The sequence below is a fragment of the Nocardiopsis chromatogenes YIM 90109 genome, from assembly GCF_000341185.1.
GTDB lineage: Bacteria > Actinomycetota > Actinomycetes > Streptosporangiales > Streptosporangiaceae > Nocardiopsis_A > Nocardiopsis_A chromatogenes.
Window position 1 is genome coordinate 1 of sequence record NZ_ANBH01000383.1, and the last position, 15,403, is coordinate 15,403.

The following is a 15,403-nucleotide window of genomic DNA, read 5'->3' on the forward strand; positions in this document are numbered from 1 at the left end:
TGGTATAGCGTTCACTGTCTCGACGGTCAGGGGGAGACCGGGGTTGACCGGTATGCCGGTCGATGGCCGGATTCGGCCGTTCATCCAGGGGTGTGCGCAGCACAGGCGGCCTGGGAGATGCCGCGGCGGCGTCGGGCCCGGCGGATGCTCTGTCCCTGGGGGTGCGTCCTCGGGGCACGCCTCAGGAGGCGGGGGTTGCCGATCGGACGGCTTGGAGGACGTGTTCCCAGGTGGGCATGCGGTCTTCGTAGGGCGCGTGGGGGTCGTGGATCAAGGAGACGGCGGGGATGGAGCGCAGGGTGGCCAGGGAGCGCTGGAAGGCGGGGTGGGAGGCGAGCTGGGGCTTGCAGTGGGGCACGACGATGGTGGGCACGTCGTAGCCGACCATCTCGCACAGCAGGCCGATGGCGAAGTTGTCGGCGTGGCCGTCGGCGAACTTGTTGGTGGAGTTGAAGGTCAGCGGGCAGGCGAGCACGGCGTCCGCGGGCGGGAGGCTCTTGCCGGTGCCGGGCATGCGGTACTCCACGCGGACCTTCTCTCCGGTGAGCTCGGCGAGCCGGTCGGTGTCGTGGAAGCGTGTCCCGTTCGGGGTGGACAGCACCAGCACCTGGTAGCCGTCGTTGAGCAGGAGATCGACCAGGTCGGCTGTGCCCTCTGGGGCCGGGGCGCCGGAGACCACGAGGTAGAGGGTGGGGGCGTTCGCCATGGGGGCAGTGTATGAACTCGCCATCGGAGCCTGCGCTACCCGTGTAGGGCGCTGGACGACTCTCCTCGGGCTGCCCCGTGCGCCGGAATGAAACAAGGTGCGAGTCGGCCGCCGACTCGCACCCCGTCGTAGTGAGTGTCCGAGGGGGGACTCACCCCCTACGTACATGCCTTTGCCTCTGTCCGCGACCTTCGAGCTGGACAGGCGGTGACCGGCGATGGCGACTGCTCGGGTATCTCGCTGGATCACGATCATCGCCGTGAAGATGCTGGCGGGCATCGCGGCGGTGGTGTCCTACTCCCACATGTTCGAACTGGCCCAGCGCCACGGCAAACCGGAGTGGAGGGCGGCGCTGTTTCCACTGTCCGTGGACGGCATGATCATCGCTTCCTCAATGACCCTGCTGGCCGACGCGAGACGCGGCCGCCGCGGCGGCCTGTTGCCCTGGACCCTTCTCATCCTCGGCAGCCTGGCCTCCCTGACGGCCAACGTCTCGGTCGCCGAGCCGACGGCATGGTCGGCGGTGATCCACGCCTGGCCGTCCTTCGCCTTGGCAGGCGCGTTCGAGCTGCTGATGCGAGAACTCAGGCGTGAGCAGGGCGCGAGCGCTGAGAACGCACCCGATGAGCCCGGCGCAACTGCGAATCCGGTCACCGCTGAGCAGCATGACCGACCAGGGCAGGGCAACGTCGACCGGCCCCGCCTGCATGTGGTCGAAGCCGTGGACCGCGACACTGAGCCGGCCCGCGCCCTGTCACCGGACCGACCGGGCGCCCCTCGCCTCCAGGTGGAGGCATGGAGGTGGGCCCAGGAGAACCGAGGAGAAGACGGCTCCCTTCCCGCAGGTAGGGAGATCGCCCTCCGCTTCAACCGCAAGGAACGCTGGGGACGCCTGGTCAAGCAGTGGGGACAGGAGGGGCGTTTCGACCAAGGGGCGAGTACTTCGGCGCCCCGTATCTCCTCGTCTGCGGGTTGATCTTCGGTAGGCGGGTCCCTTCCTCCCATTCGGCTCTCGAGGAACGGCGGGCTGATGTAGCTTCGAACTCTGAATACTCATCGGGCCTGACCTCTCACTCAGCCGGAGTACACCCGCACCCTCCGGGCAAGGAACGGCATGCGACGCTGGGATCCGATCAACGAACTGCAGTTGTCGGTGCTGTCGCGGATCGCTGACGGCGACGACCTCGGTGGTCCGGAGCAAACCGGTTACCGCCTCTCGGTCTACGCGCTGCGCGATCGGGGCCTGGTCACGGCGGGCAAGCGCCACGGCAGGTGGCAAGCGCACATCACAGAGGCAGGGCGCTTTTACCTGGAACACGGGCACCATCCGGACAAACCGACCGGAAAGGAGTCCACGAAACGAACACCTCCTGGTGGTGCGAAGCAGGCGAGTCCTAAGACCCTCCAGGACCGTGTTCGGAGCGACGCCGCGAAGCTGATCGAGCAGCTGAACTCGGCCGAAAGCGGCCTGCACATCGAGAACCCGGCCCCCGAGACACGGACCCGTTACCGCAGGGCACTCGGTCGTGCCAAGCGGGACGGGCTCGTCCCGCCCGGGAAGTCCCTTCGGTACACCGGGCGCAGTTCCGGGGACATGATCATCCAGCTCATCGATCCAGCCAACGGCGGCGAGACAGAGTGGAACCGGATCAAGAGTCGAGTCGGCACCACATACAGCGGATCAGCGGCCATCGAGGAGCAGCTCCGTTGTCAACCCTCGCTGGTCCATGTGTCCGAGCAGAGGCTGCCTCGCGCACTAGCTGTCGTCGAGGCTATCGGCACCGCGGCGAACAAGGGAGGCTACCGGCTTGTGCTCACCAGGAACCCCAGACACACCGGCCTGTCCATTACGGTCGACGGCCACCGGTATGACCTGGCCGTCAAGGAGGACCGCGAGCCGGTGGGGGAGCCGACGCCTTCGGGGTTCAGGCGCTCAGGTGATCGCTATCGATGGCATCCGCCGACGTACAAGTACGAGTGGACCGGTCGGCTGCGACTCGTGATCTCGCCGGAGGCGCATGCCGAATGCGACGACTGGAGTGACAAGGGGCGCCGTCGGCTGGATAAGCAGGTGCGTGCTCTCATCCCGGAGCTGAAGCACCGTTCGCAGGCCGCGGACGAGGAGAAGCGCGCCCGGGAGCGCCAGCTCAGAGAGTGGAAAGAAGAGAAGGAGCGCCGGGAACGCGAAGAGCGCGCCGCGTGGGAGAGGGCGATGGCCGAAGCCCGAAGCCGAGCTGTCGTGGAGAAACGGAATGCGCTCTTGCGTGATGCGCTGGAAACGTGGGCCGTGGTCGGCGAGATCCGGCTCCTCTGTCAGGAGTTGGAGGAAGAGGCCAGAGCCTGTGCCGATCCCGAGCACGCCGAGCGATTGAGGCAGTGGGCGCGGTGGGGCGAAGAAGCCGCTCAGAGCCAGGACCCCGTCCGATCCGCCTCAGGGCTGCGGAGTCAGGACTTCAACGCAGACCCGACTCCGGAGGAGCTGCGCCCCTTCCTCGGGGACTGGAGTCCCTACGGGCCGCACCGGGCGTACCGGCACCGGCCGTTCCCGAAGGAGCCACCGCCAGAGGAGCCGGAGGACAGCGCTAGATGGTACCTTCGCAATCGGGGAATCCCGCCGTGGCGGCGCAGTTGAGCGCTTCCGCTCGACGGACAGCGGGGCAGCACCGCTCGTGCATGTGCTCGCAATGGGTGTCGGCGCCGCTGCCAGGAGCGGCACCACACCGCCTTCGCCGGGTCGCGTGACGCTCCCTCTGCCATCGGGGATCCTCCGGAGGCCGACCCGTATGTACCAATGCTCTTCGCCAGGCGAATCGTCCCTACGCCTCCGAATCCGTCTCTGGTGCTCTGCCGATGATGACGGAAAGCGCGCCACGATATGTCGTGCCCAGGGCGCTGACCACCCCGACGAATGGTCCTGGCCCGTGCTTCATGCGGCTGACATAGTTCTCGGGGAGCAGCACTCGATCGCCCACCTCAAGGCGGCCGCTCCCACGCCATCGATAGGCGTATCCCTCGACGTCCACAACCTGGTCGCCGGCGATCTCGTGGATGCGTGTGGCGTCGTCGAGACGTTGTTCCAGTTCCCGAATCCGACGCTCCATTGATTCGATCTTGAGTTGCGCCGAGCTGGCTCCCGATTCGCGCCCCTGCTCGTATCCCTGTCGCCAACCTCGTTGATAGGCCGCCGCGACCGCACGGTCCTCATCCGTGGCGTGCGTGCCGCATGCCACGTCGAATCCGGAGATCCGTACTCGACACGGATTACCCGAACGCGTCGGCCGACCGCATGTCCGCTGCTCATGCGTGTTCACGGCACCAGCTCCTTGTGCAGTAGGCGCTCAAGTGTCCAATCAGGTTATATAACGCCGATTCGGTCGATGGCGGGCCTGTTCGCTTGCACGACAGGTCCACGCCCCGGAGCAGCGGAAGCAGCCTGGCTGCTTTGCCGGAAGGCAACGACGTGATGGGAAAGCCGATGCCGGGTGAGGGCCTCGGCGTCTCCCCGCTGGTGCGATGAGTGCGGGACGCGTCGGCGGTGCCCGAGCGTGGTCGGCAGGCCCTGCTCGTGCAGGTCCGCCTGCACAGGGGCGAGGCCCCGGCCATGAACCTTGGGGGACTGCGATGGGGTGCTGGCCGATTCGCGGTCGGAGTCTTCAGCCGACGAGCTCTCGCGTCGGCGGGATTCAGTGCTCGGGTGCCTCGTTCCCATGTCAGAACGGAGCTTCGAGGTCGGCCCCCGGTCACCTCGATGAGGTCTCGGCTGATCCGTCGAAGAGGAGGCGAGAGCTCGCTTAGGGCCCTCCGGAAGGATGTGGCCTCCGGCCACTGCGCCTCATGCTCCTCCACCATGAGCCTTGAAAGTGTGAGACGGGCCGGGTGGCGGTCAGCCCCCACCCGTGCTCAGGTATCGCTCGAACCGGGCGATACGGTTGGGAGAGGCCGGAGGCTGCGGGGCGGGGAAGTACTGGTCGAAGAAGCCGTCGTTCACCGCCCGGAGCGGTAGGATCTCGCCGCCCTTCTGGCGGCAGGCGGCCTTCTCCACGCTCGGATGCAAGGACGTGGAGTCCGGAACGATCCAGGCGGCGTTCCCTCGGACACCGTCGGTGAGTCGGTAGGGGATCCCCGCGCGTGAGTAGTTGCGCCCGTCGTCGAGCCAGTGTTCGGCCTGGACCGTACGGTCCTGCTTGACCAGGATCCCGTTGCCCTGCTCATCGACGCCCAGGGTCCCGGCTCCGCAGCCCTTGGCGTCGATCACCAGCCACGCGTCGCCAGTGAGCACGACGTGGTCGATATTGGAGTCGCCGAGGTCCATCTCCTCGAGGCCGGCCCCACCGACCCGGTGGAAACCGACGAGGTCGTGGAACAGGTGGAAGTGGTCGGCGCGGCTGCGCAGCCAGGCCTCCAGGGCCTGGGCGACCCGCTGCTCATGGAAGGCGCCTCGTCGAACGTTGTCTCTGTACGTGTCCTCTGCGCTCTGGACGAGGCTCGCGCCCGGAGTGCCATACACCGTCACGGTCATCGACGATCACCTGGATGCCGTTCGTCGTTTGGGCGTTGCCCTTCACTGTATGTCCGGAGCGAGGGACAGGTGGGGAGTTCAGAAACATGTGCGGGAACCACGAGGCCCTCTCCGCGGCGATCGCCCGCCACCTGATCGACCACGAAGGCCACACCCTCGACACCGACCTGGCCGAGCACTTGATCGCCGCCCACCACAGCCGGGCCCGCTCCTTCGTGCTCGCCGCAACCGCCCCGTCGACCGTTATGCCTGGAAGTGCGCGACGCAGATGATCGCGTGGTCGTGTCAGGGGAAGCTGATCCACAACCAGCGTCCACAGGACTACGTGCGCCACATCACCCCCTGAGGCATCATGGGATTGCGGACCAACATCGAACACTTGTCCAAGGCGGTCCGCAGGGGGGCGCATCTTCATGACTCGACCGGAGTACTCCAAAGGCCGCAAGGCAAGCCCCACATACCTCGCCGACCTTGTCGGCGCCAACGCCGGGCTCGCGTCTGCCGTAACCGGCTACCCGCCGTTTGTTGGGGTGGTCAGCGCCTCGCTGGCGAACACTTCAGTCTCCGACTTCCTCGGGATCTCCACCAGCCTCGGCCGATCCCTGGATATCGTCGCCCAGACCAGCGCTGCTGAGCGGCTTCACATCGAGAACTGGGTCAGTGCGGGTACGCAGGAGGCCGCCCGCAGGTTCGCCGGTGTCCAGGCGGCTGTGGCGCCTCCCAAGATGTCCACGGCGCTGGAAGGCACGCTCGCCATGATGAGCCCGGCCAATGTCGACGCCCTCAGCGCTTTCACCTCCACGTTCGGGCTGTCCGCCGACAGCAATCTCTTCCCGGCGTATGCGTCCCCCCGGGCTCTCCAGGGCATGATCGGGATTGGCGTGGGCGCCGCCCGCGCCGACGCCTTCGGCAAGCTCTGGGGAATCGGCCCCGCGGCGGAGAGAGAGCTGCCCTGGCTCCAGAGGAGCATGAAGTCGGTTCTGGAACCGGTCAACGGGGCGCCCTGGGGAGGAGGGGCGACTGCTACACGGGAACACGGAATGAGCGGGGAGGACATTCTCGGGCGGCACGGCCCCGATCCGTCCCTGGTCAAGATCGTGGCTGAAGAGGTCATGAACCTGCTTCCCAGGCTCCGGCTCCCGAGCAGGGAGGCAGAATCGCTGTGGAATTCCCGCGTTAGCCTCCTCCTGGCTGCACTCGCCTTCGTTCTCACCGAGGACCAGAGGAGGGTATCGCTGGAGGTCGTCGTGGCTGTCGTCGCGCACGCGATCGCAGCAGGGGGCGGCGCCCTCGTGCCTTGGTAGCCTCACGGCCGACTTGGGAGGGCCATCGTGATCACGCACCCGGGCCCGCACCGTCGCTGTGGTGTCACCGCTGGCAAGAGGGCCCGGTCGCGAGCCGTGCGCCGAGCTCGTCTATACGAAAGGCCCAGCCAGCGCGACCGGGCCTTTCGGGGCTATTAGAACCGGTTCGGCTCACAACTTCCAGAGCGGATCATAGTCGGGGTGGTCGCTGTAGATCTCGGCCATGTGGTGGATGGCCTCTTTCAGGGACCCGAGCGACTGGTCGATCGGAGCCGACGGGAGCGTGCTCCTTTGCTGCATCAGCCAGTTCAGGTTGGCGAGGATACGCGACTTGGCCCGGATATCGGCGACCACCTGCTCATAGGGGTACGGCTCGAACGGAACGCCGTTGATCCTGGCCGCATCAGCCCTGACCGCGTCGTCTTCCAAGCGAGCCCTAAGGAAGTCTTCGATCGTCATAGCCTCATGCTCTCGCCTCCCTGGTGTCAGCGGTGACAGAGGGCCGTTGGAACGGGAGAGTTGGAAGTGAGTAGGTAGCTGCGGACTGGAGGCGATGATGACGCGCTTCGACGCTGGTGAGCTTGGACGGCGGCTGTACAAGCGGCTTGTGGCGGATCTCCGGGATACCGCCGAAGACCATCTGGGGGAGAACCAGAACCGGGTCTATTACCGGTTCGTGCGTGACTTTGACCGGCACGGGGTCGAGCCTGACAAGGGGCTCCTTCGAAGTTGGGCGAGGGAGGTTCAAGCGGGCGTGGTGCCCGATTTCGATGGACAGTAGCTCGAGATGACGTGTACCGGAGGCGCGAGCCCCACGGACTTGGGGGTGTTGTGACGGCGCCTTCGTGGAGCGTGCGTCGGTGTCCAGGCGGGCCGAGGGGACGACGCGCTTCAGATGGCGTCGTGCGTGCGCTGGACCGAGCGAAGGAAGGAAGTCCACTCTCCATGCGGGAAGCTGAGGTGGCCCTGCTCTCGGTGTTTGGTGTCCCGCACGGCGGCACCGGCTTCCGGGTGCTGTGCGACCTCGACGCAGTCCTGGCGGTTGCCGCTGTAGGAGGACTTGCGGAACTTCAGCTCGCTCATCGGTCTCACTCGTCAGACTGCCGCTCGCTCGACAACTCGCGCATCACCTGCTGGATGAACTCCACCGACTTCGCCGCCGTGAGTGCCGCGCCCTGGAGGTTGGCCCACACGTCGTTGTAGGTGGCGAGTTCAGTCGGCTCCTCTACGAACAGGCTAGCCGTGACGGTCTCGGTGAAGGCCACGGGGGTGTCCAGGGGGTCGGGGAAGTCGAGGATGGTGAAGGAGCCGTTGGAGGCCTGGTGCTCACCGTTGGCGAACGGGAGCACGCGCAGGTCGACGTTGTGGCGGGTGGCCATGTTGCACAGGTGCTGGAGCTGCTCGAGCAGCACGTCCCGGCCGCCGATCCAGCGCCGCAGGGCGCCTTCGTCCAGGATGGCCGCATAGCGGGGCGGGTGGATCCGGTTCAGGATCTGCTGGCGCTCCATGCGGCCCTGCACGTGGCGTTCGACGATGGCGTCCGTCCTGTGCGTTGCCGGCGCGGAAGACCGCTTCGGTGTAGTCGGGCGTCTGCAGCAGTCCGGGGACCAGCTGCGCCTGCCAGTTCCTGATGCCCGAGGCCTCTGCCTCCCAGTCGGGGAGTGCGCGCTCGCCGAAGATGTCGCGGTACTTCCACCACCAGCCCCGCTCTTTGGACTCCTTGGCCAGGCGCGACATGGCTTCGCGGGTCGTGGAGTCGGTGACCTGGTAGAGGTCCATGGCGGCGGTGAGGTCGGATGCCTTGATCCCCTGCTTGGCCGCTTCGATCTTCGTCAGCTTCGAGTGCGGCCACCCCAGCCGCTTGGCCGCCTGGGCGCCGGTGAGGTCGGCGTTCTCGCGGGCCTTGCGGAGCTCGGCGGCCAGGCGTCGGCGGCGGACCGAGGGGCTGTAGGGGCGCTGCATGGGACCACACTCTAGACCAACCAACGAGGGATTTTTTCTCTGACTCCCTTGAAAAATCGAAAACTTCGATTGACTATAGGAGTCACCTCGAGCTTTCTCAGCGTAGCGACGCCTGGTCGCAACCGGAGCTGATACCTGTGACTTCAGTGAGAGACGTCGGGACCATCCCAGCCCCGGCAGGAAGCCGACGACCCCCCTCAGGCCAGAACGAGCGCTCCGGCCGTCGGCGCGGCCGAGCCCAGCGCTCCCGCCCCTACACGCAGCACCTCGTCCTGAACCGCCCAGACCTGTGCTGGATGGCGATGGACCACCACACGCGACGGGCCCTCACATGCGGGCCTGCCCTCCGTGCTCTCCACACCGCACGCTCCCCTGGTGAAGAGGTGGTCGCGATCGCCGTCTCCGACCCGGGGATGCTGGAGGCAGCGCTCGCTGATCCCGGCTCGCTCAGGCGAGTGCATTCCTTCGCCGCGGGTGAGCCTGCCGACAACCAAGGAGGCGCGGTGGAGCAACGCTTGGTCGTCCAGATGTCCCGAGGAGCGGCGGCGTGAACGGTGACCAGCACATAGGCGAGCCCCTGCTGACCCCAGCAGAGGTCGCGGCCACGTTCCGGGTGGATCCCAAGACCGTGACCCGCTGGGCGAAGGCTGGGAAGCTCACCTCCATTCGTACCCTCGGCGGGCACCGGCGCTACCGGAAGGCCGAGATCCGCGCCCTTCTAGGACTCCACGAGGAATAGCGGCGATGAACCTTTCCGACCCCGGCCTGGCGATCAGTGATCCGCAGCCGGAGATGATCCACGTCGACACCGGCCCCGCCGGCCCCAGGCTCCTTCTCGGAGCCGGTGTGGAGATCGCGTTGACCGGCCCGCATGCCGCCGCCTACCTGACCCGGCTGGCCGCGGCGCTGCCCATCGCCCGCGCCCACCTGAGCGCAGCCGAGCCGCACCAGCCCACCGGCACCGAGCACCGCTTCACCGTGCACCTCGACATCGAAGACGAACAGGACTTCCGCGCCGAACACGGCATGGGCGCAGACGACCCGCTCCGCCCCGTGCTGGTGGCCGCCCCGCGCCACGAGCTGGAGAGCCTGGGCCTGCAAAGCGGCTGGTGGAGGAAGGCCCGCGTGATGTGAACAAGGCCGCCCGCAACGCACCGCGCCGGGCGGGCGGCACAGCAGAGAGAAGGCCCGTCATGGCATTCGAATCCTCAGCCAGAATCCTCTACTTCCCGCGTGCCCGCGCCGCCGAGCCCGACCCGGTCACCGAGCACGCCGACGACCTCTACGACGCCCTGTCCGAAGCGCTGAACGAGCGCGAAGACGGAACCGGGCAAGGCGGTGAGCGCTACGAGGCCCTGCAGATCGCCGACGCCGCCTTCACCGCTCTGGACGAGCACCTGCGCTCCGGCGGGGTCCTTCCCACCCCGTGGAAGAACGCCGCCCGCCCCGACAGCCACTGAAACACCCCCTGCGGAAGCGCACCCGCGGGCGCTGAACTCCCCCGTACCCCCGTGCCGGGGAACGCCCGCGGGCAGGCCACCGCCACCGAACCACCAGCGCGCCGGGCAAGAGGGGGCCCGACGCCATCCCCGGGCGCGCCGAACGCGAGCACGGCGGGCGCCCACCAGGCCCCTCCGCCCCTGTCGGGCGGAGGGGCCCGGCCTCCTGCTCAGAGCCGGTGCTCCTGCCAGCGCGCGGCCGCCTCGGCGACCTGTCTGCTCCATGGGGCGGCCCCGGTCGTGATGCCCGCCCACAGCCGGGCCTGCACCGCCGCGAACACCCCGAGGGCCCGCTCGTCGGCGCGCTTCCAGGCCGGGACGGCCGCGGCCCACCGCTCGGCCGGGGCTGGGGTGTGACCGGAGGCGATGAGCCACACCACCCAGCAGGCCGCATCGATCCAGGCGGCCGCGCGGGTCGGCCAGGCCCAGTCCACCAGCACAGCTCTCCCCTCCTCGGTGATGAGGACGTTGCCGGGGTTCGGATCGGTGTGGGTCAGCGCCGTCCCGTCGAGCGGGTCCAGTTCACCGGCTGGCCAGGTCTGACACCTGCTATCTTCGTACGTGTGTTCTAGTCGTGGTTGGGGAAGACCTCGACGGGGAACGCAGCGGCGCCCCACTCTCTCGGCGGGGGAGTGGGGCGCCTTTCGTCGTGTTGGCCCTCGGGGGTGGTATGCCAGGTAGCGGGTTCAGGAGGTCGGCCACCCGTGGAGCGCCAGACGGTTCCCCTCCAGCCATGCCCGGATGCCCTCGGCCGGGTAGCCGATCGTGTTCGAGGGCAGTACGCGCGGGTCGGCCCACACGAGCTTGCCGGCCTTGTCGGGCTCGGCGACGACCGGTTCACCGGACCACTTCTCGGCGAGGAAGAACAAGCCGACGCGGGCGAGGTCCTCGCGCTGACGGTGGTGCACGACGGCCACCAGGCACAGATCGGCGGGGTCGATGCTCACGCCGACCTCTTCCCGGGCCTCCCTTGCCGCGCCGTGCGGGATCGGCTCGCCCTCGTCGAGGTGCCCGGAGGGAAGGTGCAGCATCCCGTCGCAGTACCCCGTTCCCTGCCGCTCCAGCAGGAGGACCTCGTCGCCTCGCGGCAGGATCACGTGGACGTCGATGATGCTGCGGTAGCGCTCCGGCACGGGTCACCTCATCAGGCGGATTCTCGGCGTCGCCTGAGACCATAGCCCCCTGATGGTGCTGGTGAGCCCGGAAAGCAGGGATTCGATCGCCTCCGGCCCCTGCGAGGTGTCGGCGACCACGGTCCGCACCCCGGCCTGTTCTGATGCGGCGGCGGCATTGCGGTACAGCTCGACCTCGCGTTCGGGAAGGGACGGGTCGTCCTCGAACCGACCGTGGGAGCCGCGCACGTCGAGCCGTTCGCGCAGCACCGAGGGCGGCGCGGTGAGGACGATTTGCAGGTCCGGCGGGTCGGCGTAGGCGTTGATGCACCGCACGGCCGCCTCTGGCACCCCGTCGATCCCGGCTTGCAGGACCAGGGACGACAGGGTGTACCGGTCGCAGACCACGACCTGTCCGGCCTCGACGGCGGGCAGGATCTCGGTTTCGAGGTGGTGGTACCGGTCGGCGCCGACCAGGCACGCCAGCGCCATGCCCTTGTACTCGCTGGTGTGGCGGCGGGCAAACTCGCCCAATGGGGCGCGCGAGGGTTCGGTGGTGGCGTGCACGGGCACCCCGGCGCCGGTGAGCCGGTCGGTGAGGTTGCGGAGCAGGGTGGACTTCCCGGCGGCGCCGGGGCCGTCGATCGCGACGAACAGGCCTCGGCTCATGCGGCGGCCCTCCGACTGTGCTCGCCGTGGGACAGCTCGACCAGGGCGGCGCGGATCTCGTCCACGGTGGCCTCGCCGAACTGGATACCGCTGGAGAAGTTGAACTCGTCCCGCTGGCGCATGGCTTCGTCCACGCCGTGCTCGGTGAGGTCTACCGCCGTGTAGCTGAGCAGCTGGTCGGGGGTGTAGTGGCCGGTGGCCATCAACCGGGTCCACTCGGGGGTGCCGGGGTAGGGGCGGAACTCGAACACGCTGCTGCGGAACCGGCCGGGTGCGCGGTCGGTGAGGTCCCACAGCTCGCGCACGAGGTCGACGGTCTCGCGCATCTCGGCGCGGCTCTCGCCGGGGAACCCGAGAATGAAGTACCCCTTCACCGCGATCCCGCGCTCGACGAGGCGGGTCACGGTCGAGCGGATCATGTCCTGGGTGATGCGCTTGTCGATGTAGGCCAGCATCCGCTCGGAGCCGGACTCGATCCCCAGGGCGACTTCGCGTAGCCCGTTCGCGACGAGCCGGTCAAGGACGTCGTCGCTCTCCCGAGCGAGGACGTTGATTCGCCCTGTGGCGTCCCAGAGCGCCCAGTCGCCGACCTTGTGCGTGGCGAAGCCGTCCATCATCTGCTTGATGACGCGGCGGGCGCCCAGGAACAGGTCGTCCACGAACCGGAACGCGGTGACCCCGTAGGCGGTGCGGAGCTGCTCCATCTCGGCCACCACGTTCTCGGCCGAGCGCACCCGGATCGTCACATCCGGATTGGCCGAGACGGCAGCGCCGCAGAACGAGCAGTCGTACGGGCAGCCGCGGGCGCCGACCATGTTCGCTTCCCAGCGGCCGGCATCGTGGTGGGGGTCCTGGGTGAGGTACCGCCGGTCGACGAACGGCAGTTCGTCGATGGGCGGGGCCAGGTGGTGGTTCTGGCCGGGGCGGCCGCCGGTCACCGGCTGCCGCATGACGGGGTCGAGCCACATCACCCCGGGCAAGTCGCCCCGGTTGTGGTGGTCGGCCAGCAGCTCGGCGACGCGGGTCTCTGCTTCCCCGATCACCAGGGCCTCGCACCGGGTCATGCGCGGATCGGTGAGGATCTCGGTCGGCATGGCCTTGGCCTGGTGTCCGCCGAGCAGGATCTTGATCCCCGGGTCGAGGGCGGCGGCGGTGTTCGCGGAGATCTCGTAGGTCGGGGCGAGCAGGTTGAACCCGGCCCACCTCGGGGCGGCGGCGTTCACGGCCTGGGCGACGGCGGCGATCGGCAGGCCGAACGCCTCGCCGTCGAGCACACCCGCGTTGAATCCGCGGTGGGCGGCGTAGGTGGCGATGTAGCCCATCCCGAGGACGGGCAACGTGAAGTCGTTGACGCGCGGCCGCTCGGCGTAGTCGCGCAGCGGGGCGTTGACCAGGAGCAGGTCGAGAGGGTGGGCGGGGTCGTGGCCGCTGATCAGGTCATGAAGGCTCGTTCCGGTCGAGGGGTTGGGCACGGTCGTCTCCCAGGGCGAGGGTGAGTGCGGTCAGAACGGACAGCTCTGAAGGGGTCGCGCAGTAGGCCGACCAGCGGGCCGCGAACGCGGCTTCCTGGTCGGGAAGGTCGAGGTCGGGGAAGGTCTGCCGGGCGTACTTGCGCACCGCCATGTCGCCGTAGGGGTAGAGGGAGAAGTCGCCGGTGAAGTCGGCGACGGTGGCGCCGGCGGTCCAGGGGCCGATCCGGGGCACCGACTGGAGTTCGTCGACCAGGTCGAGCGCGGGGAGCTGGCCCCACTTCTCGCCGTGGTCGAGCACCGCCCGGGCGGCTGCGCGGAGCGGATCGCGCTTGAACGCCATCCCCAGTTCGGCGAATGCCTCATCCCCCAGGGCCAAGACCGTCTCGGCTCCGGGGAACACGCGTCCTGCCTCGGTCGGGTCGCCGTGGGTGTCGGTGAAGCGCTGGTACATGAGGCGGGCCTGGTCGGCGCGGATGACCTGCCGGATGATCGCGGTCGCGACGGCTTCCCACAGGTCGGGGGTGCGCAGCCGGGCGACGGGGCCACGGCCTTGAAGTCCTCGGCGCACCTGGTCGGGGGCGGCGGTGAGGTCGGCGGGGTCGTAGACGTCGAGGGCGGGACCGGGCGTGGACAGGGTGATCCCGTCGGCTCCGTTGGTCGCCACCACGGTTCCGGCGGGGGTGCGGGCGAGACGGCGGCCGTTGTTCCAGGCGGGGTGCTCGCACAGGGTGCGCATGGTGTCGCTCCATTTCATCGGGGGTTTGCACCCTGCCATGTGGTGGGGAACCGCGAACACGGGTTGGGAAAGGGACGAGGGAGAGGGAGCGCCCGGCGACAGCCACGAACACCGGACGCCCCCCAGTGGGCGCCTGCGCCCTCCCCTCGTCATTCAGCGAAGGCGCCTAGGGATAGCCGTTCGGTTCGGCCACAGGGGGTCTAGGGGATGACGCACCCGTGAAGCGGCTTGCGGTCAGGGATCGGGCGTTCCTGCGCCGGTCCATAGGAGGCCGGTGTGGAATGCGGGGCTCACGTGGGGCTCACCCCCCCCTCCGGTCAGAGCGAGCTGCCCTGCCGCTTCGGCGAGCAGCACCTTCAGAGCGGCGGGGGAGGGGACCGGACGCAGGCCCGGCCGTCCGGGTGCTCGTGGCGCGGCCCAGACCCAACGGATCACCCCGTCGGGCATCACCGTGTCCGCACCGAACACCCAATCGGAGCCGTAGACCCCGCGGAGTTCATCGAGCCGGCCGTGGACCCTCAAGGCGTCACGGAGCATTGACTTGGTAGGGGCGATGATCGTCTCGGCGTGTCCTGGCAGTTCAGGGTGGGGGCGGTGCGCGACGTGAAGCACCTTGTACCGGTCGCTGGCGGACTTCACCCTCGCGATGTCCCACCCGCTCATCTCGACAGCACCGCCACGATCGCCGCCATCTGTTCGGCGCTCAGCAAGCGTCCGACGCGCTTCCCCGGGTGGCGAAGCTTGTTCCGAAGCTCGTCGGGGGAGTCGGCCATAACGGTCGGCTCGATGTCGTCGTCAACCGTGCGGGTCGCGACCAGAGTGCGTCCGCCGCGTGAGCGCCAGATGCGCCAGTGGGGGAATTCGAGCTCGAGCCGCTCAGCCTCGCTGAGTACGTCTTCGAACCCGGGGGAGGCCGACGTGTCCATCACTCCTCCTCTCGCATCACAGCCGGCTGCGCGCCCACGTCCAGCAGGTGCCCGCCCGCCTCCTCGATCTCCAGACGGATCAGCTCCTGAAGCGACTCCAATCGCGCCAGGTGATCGAGCGACGGCACGATCACCACTGCCCCAGGGGCGCCGCGTACCGCCTTCATCAGCTCGGCGTAGCCGCTGGTGCCCGGCCGGTCGATGAACACACGGTCGAGGTGGTGCCCCTCGCGGGCGGCCAAGGCCCGCAACCGGCCGACCAATTCGGCCACTGCGGTGTCCGGAACGGCTGCGCGCGCAGCCAGGAAGCCGAATGCGGCAGTCACAGGAACCTCCTTGACGTGCCTCAACGATGGCCGCCGTAGCCCTTGGTGGTGAACCTGGCGCTGCGGGGAACATGACGGGTCATCTCTCCCTGCCCGGCCGGGAGATTGTGACCTTGCTGCAGGCCGCGCTACCGTCCCCGCATGGTGCGTCCTGGAAGCTGTGTCAGGCCAG

The 15,403-nt window shown here is 68.4% G+C and carries 21 protein-coding genes and 1 pseudogene; 8 read left to right on the forward strand and 14 right to left on the reverse strand.

Going from position 1 to position 15,403, the window contains the following annotated elements; translation table 11 throughout:
* Positions 1-181 precede the first annotated feature (181 nt).
* The gene (locus D476_RS0131120) at positions 182-706 is read right to left on the reverse strand and encodes a flavoprotein (protein WP_017627773.1); all 525 of its coding nucleotides are present in this window, start codon (positions 704-706) and stop codon (positions 182-184) included.
* Between the two features lie 217 nt (positions 707-923).
* On the opposite strand from D476_RS0131120, the gene D476_RS0131125 reads away from it, so the two are divergent.
* The gene (locus D476_RS0131125) at positions 924-1,682 is read left to right on the forward strand and encodes a DUF2637 domain-containing protein (protein ID WP_017627774.1); all 759 of its coding nucleotides are present in this window, start codon (positions 924-926) and stop codon (positions 1,680-1,682) included.
* A 138-nt stretch (positions 1,683-1,820) separates the two neighbouring features.
* Entirely contained in the window at positions 1,821-3,338 is a 1,518-nt protein-coding gene (locus tag D476_RS0131130) for a hypothetical protein (RefSeq protein WP_017627775.1), read from the forward strand.
* 184 nt (positions 3,339-3,522) lie between these two features.
* Here D476_RS0131130 and D476_RS36940 read toward each other — a convergent pair whose 3' ends face one another.
* Positions 3,523-4,017, reverse strand: a complete 495-nt coding sequence (locus D476_RS36940) for a hypothetical protein (RefSeq protein ID WP_239648878.1) — start codon at positions 4,015-4,017, stop codon at positions 3,523-3,525.
* A gap of 572 nt (positions 4,018-4,589) precedes the next feature.
* Positions 4,590-5,219, reverse strand: a complete 630-nt coding sequence (locus tag D476_RS0131140) for a nuclease-related domain-containing protein (RefSeq protein ID WP_160167461.1) — start codon at positions 5,217-5,219, stop codon at positions 4,590-4,592.
* Positions 5,220-5,311: 92 nt separating this feature from the next.
* Between D476_RS0131140 and D476_RS0131145 the strand changes: the two genes are divergently transcribed.
* Positions 5,312-5,497, forward strand: a complete 186-nt coding sequence (locus tag D476_RS0131145) for a hypothetical protein (protein WP_017627778.1) — start codon at positions 5,312-5,314, stop codon at positions 5,495-5,497.
* Positions 5,498-5,638: 141 nt separating this feature from the next.
* Positions 5,639-6,529 carry a hypothetical protein gene (locus tag D476_RS0131150; protein ID WP_040728985.1) on the forward strand — a complete coding sequence of 297 codons (891 nt, stop codon included), beginning with the start codon at positions 5,639-5,641 and terminating at the stop codon, positions 6,527-6,529.
* A gap of 171 nt (positions 6,530-6,700) precedes the next feature.
* Here D476_RS0131150 and D476_RS0131155 read toward each other — a convergent pair whose 3' ends face one another.
* Positions 6,701-6,988, reverse strand: coding sequence for a DUF6221 family protein (locus D476_RS0131155; RefSeq protein WP_017627780.1), 288 nt, complete (start codon positions 6,986-6,988; stop codon positions 6,701-6,703).
* A gap of 97 nt (positions 6,989-7,085) precedes the next feature.
* Between D476_RS0131155 and D476_RS0131160 the strand changes: the two genes are divergently transcribed.
* Positions 7,086-7,310: a hypothetical protein gene (locus tag D476_RS0131160; RefSeq protein ID WP_152529481.1), complete on the forward strand. Its 225-nt coding sequence runs from the start codon at positions 7,086-7,088 to the stop codon at positions 7,308-7,310.
* Between the two features lie 110 nt (positions 7,311-7,420).
* Here D476_RS0131160 and D476_RS0131165 read toward each other — a convergent pair whose 3' ends face one another.
* The 3 genes and pseudogenes from D476_RS0131165 to D476_RS39995 form a co-directional block, all read right to left on the reverse strand.
* Complete coding sequence (locus D476_RS0131165; protein ID WP_017627782.1) at positions 7,421-7,612, reverse strand: DUF397 domain-containing protein; 192 nt, start codon at positions 7,610-7,612, stop codon at positions 7,421-7,423.
* A gap of 5 nt (positions 7,613-7,617) precedes the next feature.
* Complete coding sequence (locus tag D476_RS39990) at positions 7,618-8,049, reverse strand: Scr1 family TA system antitoxin-like transcriptional regulator (protein WP_017627783.1); 432 nt, start codon at positions 8,047-8,049, stop codon at positions 7,618-7,620.
* A gap of 79 nt (positions 8,050-8,128) precedes the next feature.
* Positions 8,129-8,491 (reverse strand): annotated as a pseudogene (locus D476_RS39995) (helix-turn-helix domain-containing protein); the annotation flags it as partial.
* A 547-nt stretch (positions 8,492-9,038) separates the two neighbouring features.
* Here D476_RS39995 and D476_RS0131175 point away from each other — a divergent pair.
* The 3 genes from D476_RS0131175 to D476_RS0131185 are packed head-to-tail and all read left to right on the forward strand — an operon-like array spanning position 9,039 to position 9,951.
* Positions 9,039-9,230 (forward strand): BldC family transcriptional regulator, encoded by a 192-nt coding sequence (locus tag D476_RS0131175; protein ID WP_017627786.1) that lies wholly within the window; start codon positions 9,039-9,041, stop codon positions 9,228-9,230.
* Between the two features lie 5 nt (positions 9,231-9,235).
* Positions 9,236-9,625, forward strand: a complete 390-nt coding sequence (locus tag D476_RS0131180; protein WP_017627787.1) for a hypothetical protein — start codon at positions 9,236-9,238, stop codon at positions 9,623-9,625.
* A 59-nt stretch (positions 9,626-9,684) separates the two neighbouring features.
* Positions 9,685-9,951 (forward strand): hypothetical protein, encoded by a 267-nt coding sequence (locus tag D476_RS0131185; RefSeq protein ID WP_017627788.1) that lies wholly within the window; start codon positions 9,685-9,687, stop codon positions 9,949-9,951.
* Between the two features lie 209 nt (positions 9,952-10,160).
* Here D476_RS0131185 and D476_RS37800 read toward each other — a convergent pair whose 3' ends face one another.
* The 7 genes from D476_RS37800 to D476_RS0131225 form a co-directional block, all read right to left on the reverse strand.
* The gene (locus tag D476_RS37800) at positions 10,161-10,607 is read right to left on the reverse strand and encodes a phosphotransferase family protein (RefSeq protein ID WP_160167462.1); all 447 of its coding nucleotides are present in this window, start codon (positions 10,605-10,607) and stop codon (positions 10,161-10,163) included.
* Positions 10,608-10,676: 69 nt separating this feature from the next.
* On the reverse strand, positions 10,677-11,123 hold the full coding sequence (locus D476_RS35260) for an NUDIX hydrolase (RefSeq protein ID WP_017627790.1): 447 nt from the start codon (positions 11,121-11,123) through the stop codon (positions 10,677-10,679).
* Positions 11,124-11,126: 3 nt separating this feature from the next.
* A complete protein-coding gene (gene tmk, locus D476_RS0131200; RefSeq protein WP_017627791.1) occupies positions 11,127-11,771 on the reverse strand; it encodes a dTMP kinase in 645 nt (214 codons plus the stop codon).
* Positions 11,768-13,243, reverse strand: coding sequence for a B12-binding domain-containing radical SAM protein (locus D476_RS0131205; protein ID WP_017627792.1), 1,476 nt, complete (start codon positions 13,241-13,243; stop codon positions 11,768-11,770). The genes tmk and D476_RS0131205 overlap by 4 nt, the downstream gene beginning before the upstream one ends.
* Positions 13,209-13,997, reverse strand: coding sequence for a DNA-3-methyladenine glycosylase family protein (locus D476_RS38115; RefSeq protein WP_204367033.1), 789 nt, complete (start codon positions 13,995-13,997; stop codon positions 13,209-13,211). The genes D476_RS0131205 and D476_RS38115 overlap by 35 nt, the downstream gene beginning before the upstream one ends.
* A gap of 641 nt (positions 13,998-14,638) precedes the next feature.
* Positions 14,639-14,905, reverse strand: coding sequence for a hypothetical protein (locus tag D476_RS0131220; RefSeq protein ID WP_017627795.1), 267 nt, complete (start codon positions 14,903-14,905; stop codon positions 14,639-14,641).
* Positions 14,905-15,231: a recombinase family protein gene (locus tag D476_RS0131225; RefSeq protein ID WP_017627796.1), complete on the reverse strand. Its 327-nt coding sequence runs from the start codon at positions 15,229-15,231 to the stop codon at positions 14,905-14,907. The genes D476_RS0131220 and D476_RS0131225 overlap by 1 nt, the downstream gene beginning before the upstream one ends.
* Positions 15,232-15,403: the final 172 nt, after the last annotated feature.

Bases quoted from the DNA above. Each gene is read 5' to 3' on its own strand.
- D476_RS0131160 (WP_152529481.1), top strand. From the start codon at position 7,086: ATGACGCGCTTCGACGCTGGTGAGCTTGGACGGCGGCTGTACAAGCGG.
- D476_RS0131130 (WP_017627775.1), top strand. From the start codon at position 1,821: ATGCGACGCTGGGATCCGATCAACGAACTGCAGTTGTCGGTGCTGTCG.
- D476_RS0131125 (WP_017627774.1), top strand. From the start codon at position 924: ATGGCGACTGCTCGGGTATCTCGCTGGATCACGATCATCGCCGTGAAG.
- D476_RS0131150 (WP_040728985.1), top strand. From the start codon at position 5,639: ATGACTCGACCGGAGTACTCCAAAGGCCGCAAGGCAAGCCCCACATAC.
- D476_RS0131220 (WP_017627795.1), bottom strand. From the start codon at position 14,905: ATGGACACGTCGGCCTCCCCCGGGTTCGAAGACGTACTCAGCGAGGCT.
- D476_RS38115 (WP_204367033.1), bottom strand. From the start codon at position 13,997: ATGAAATGGAGCGACACCATGCGCACCCTGTGCGAGCACCCCGCCTGG.
- tmk (WP_017627791.1), bottom strand. From the start codon at position 11,771: ATGAGCCGAGGCCTGTTCGTCGCGATCGACGGCCCCGGCGCCGCCGGG.
- D476_RS0131120 (WP_017627773.1), bottom strand. From the start codon at position 706: ATGGCGAACGCCCCCACCCTCTACCTCGTGGTCTCCGGCGCCCCGGCC.
- D476_RS0131180 (WP_017627787.1), top strand. From the start codon at position 9,236: ATGAACCTTTCCGACCCCGGCCTGGCGATCAGTGATCCGCAGCCGGAG.
- D476_RS0131145 (WP_017627778.1), top strand. From the start codon at position 5,312: ATGTGCGGGAACCACGAGGCCCTCTCCGCGGCGATCGCCCGCCACCTG.
- D476_RS0131185 (WP_017627788.1), top strand. From the start codon at position 9,685: ATGGCATTCGAATCCTCAGCCAGAATCCTCTACTTCCCGCGTGCCCGC.
- D476_RS0131155 (WP_017627780.1), bottom strand. From the start codon at position 6,988: ATGACGATCGAAGACTTCCTTAGGGCTCGCTTGGAAGACGACGCGGTC.
- D476_RS0131165 (WP_017627782.1), bottom strand. From the start codon at position 7,612: ATGAGCGAGCTGAAGTTCCGCAAGTCCTCCTACAGCGGCAACCGCCAG.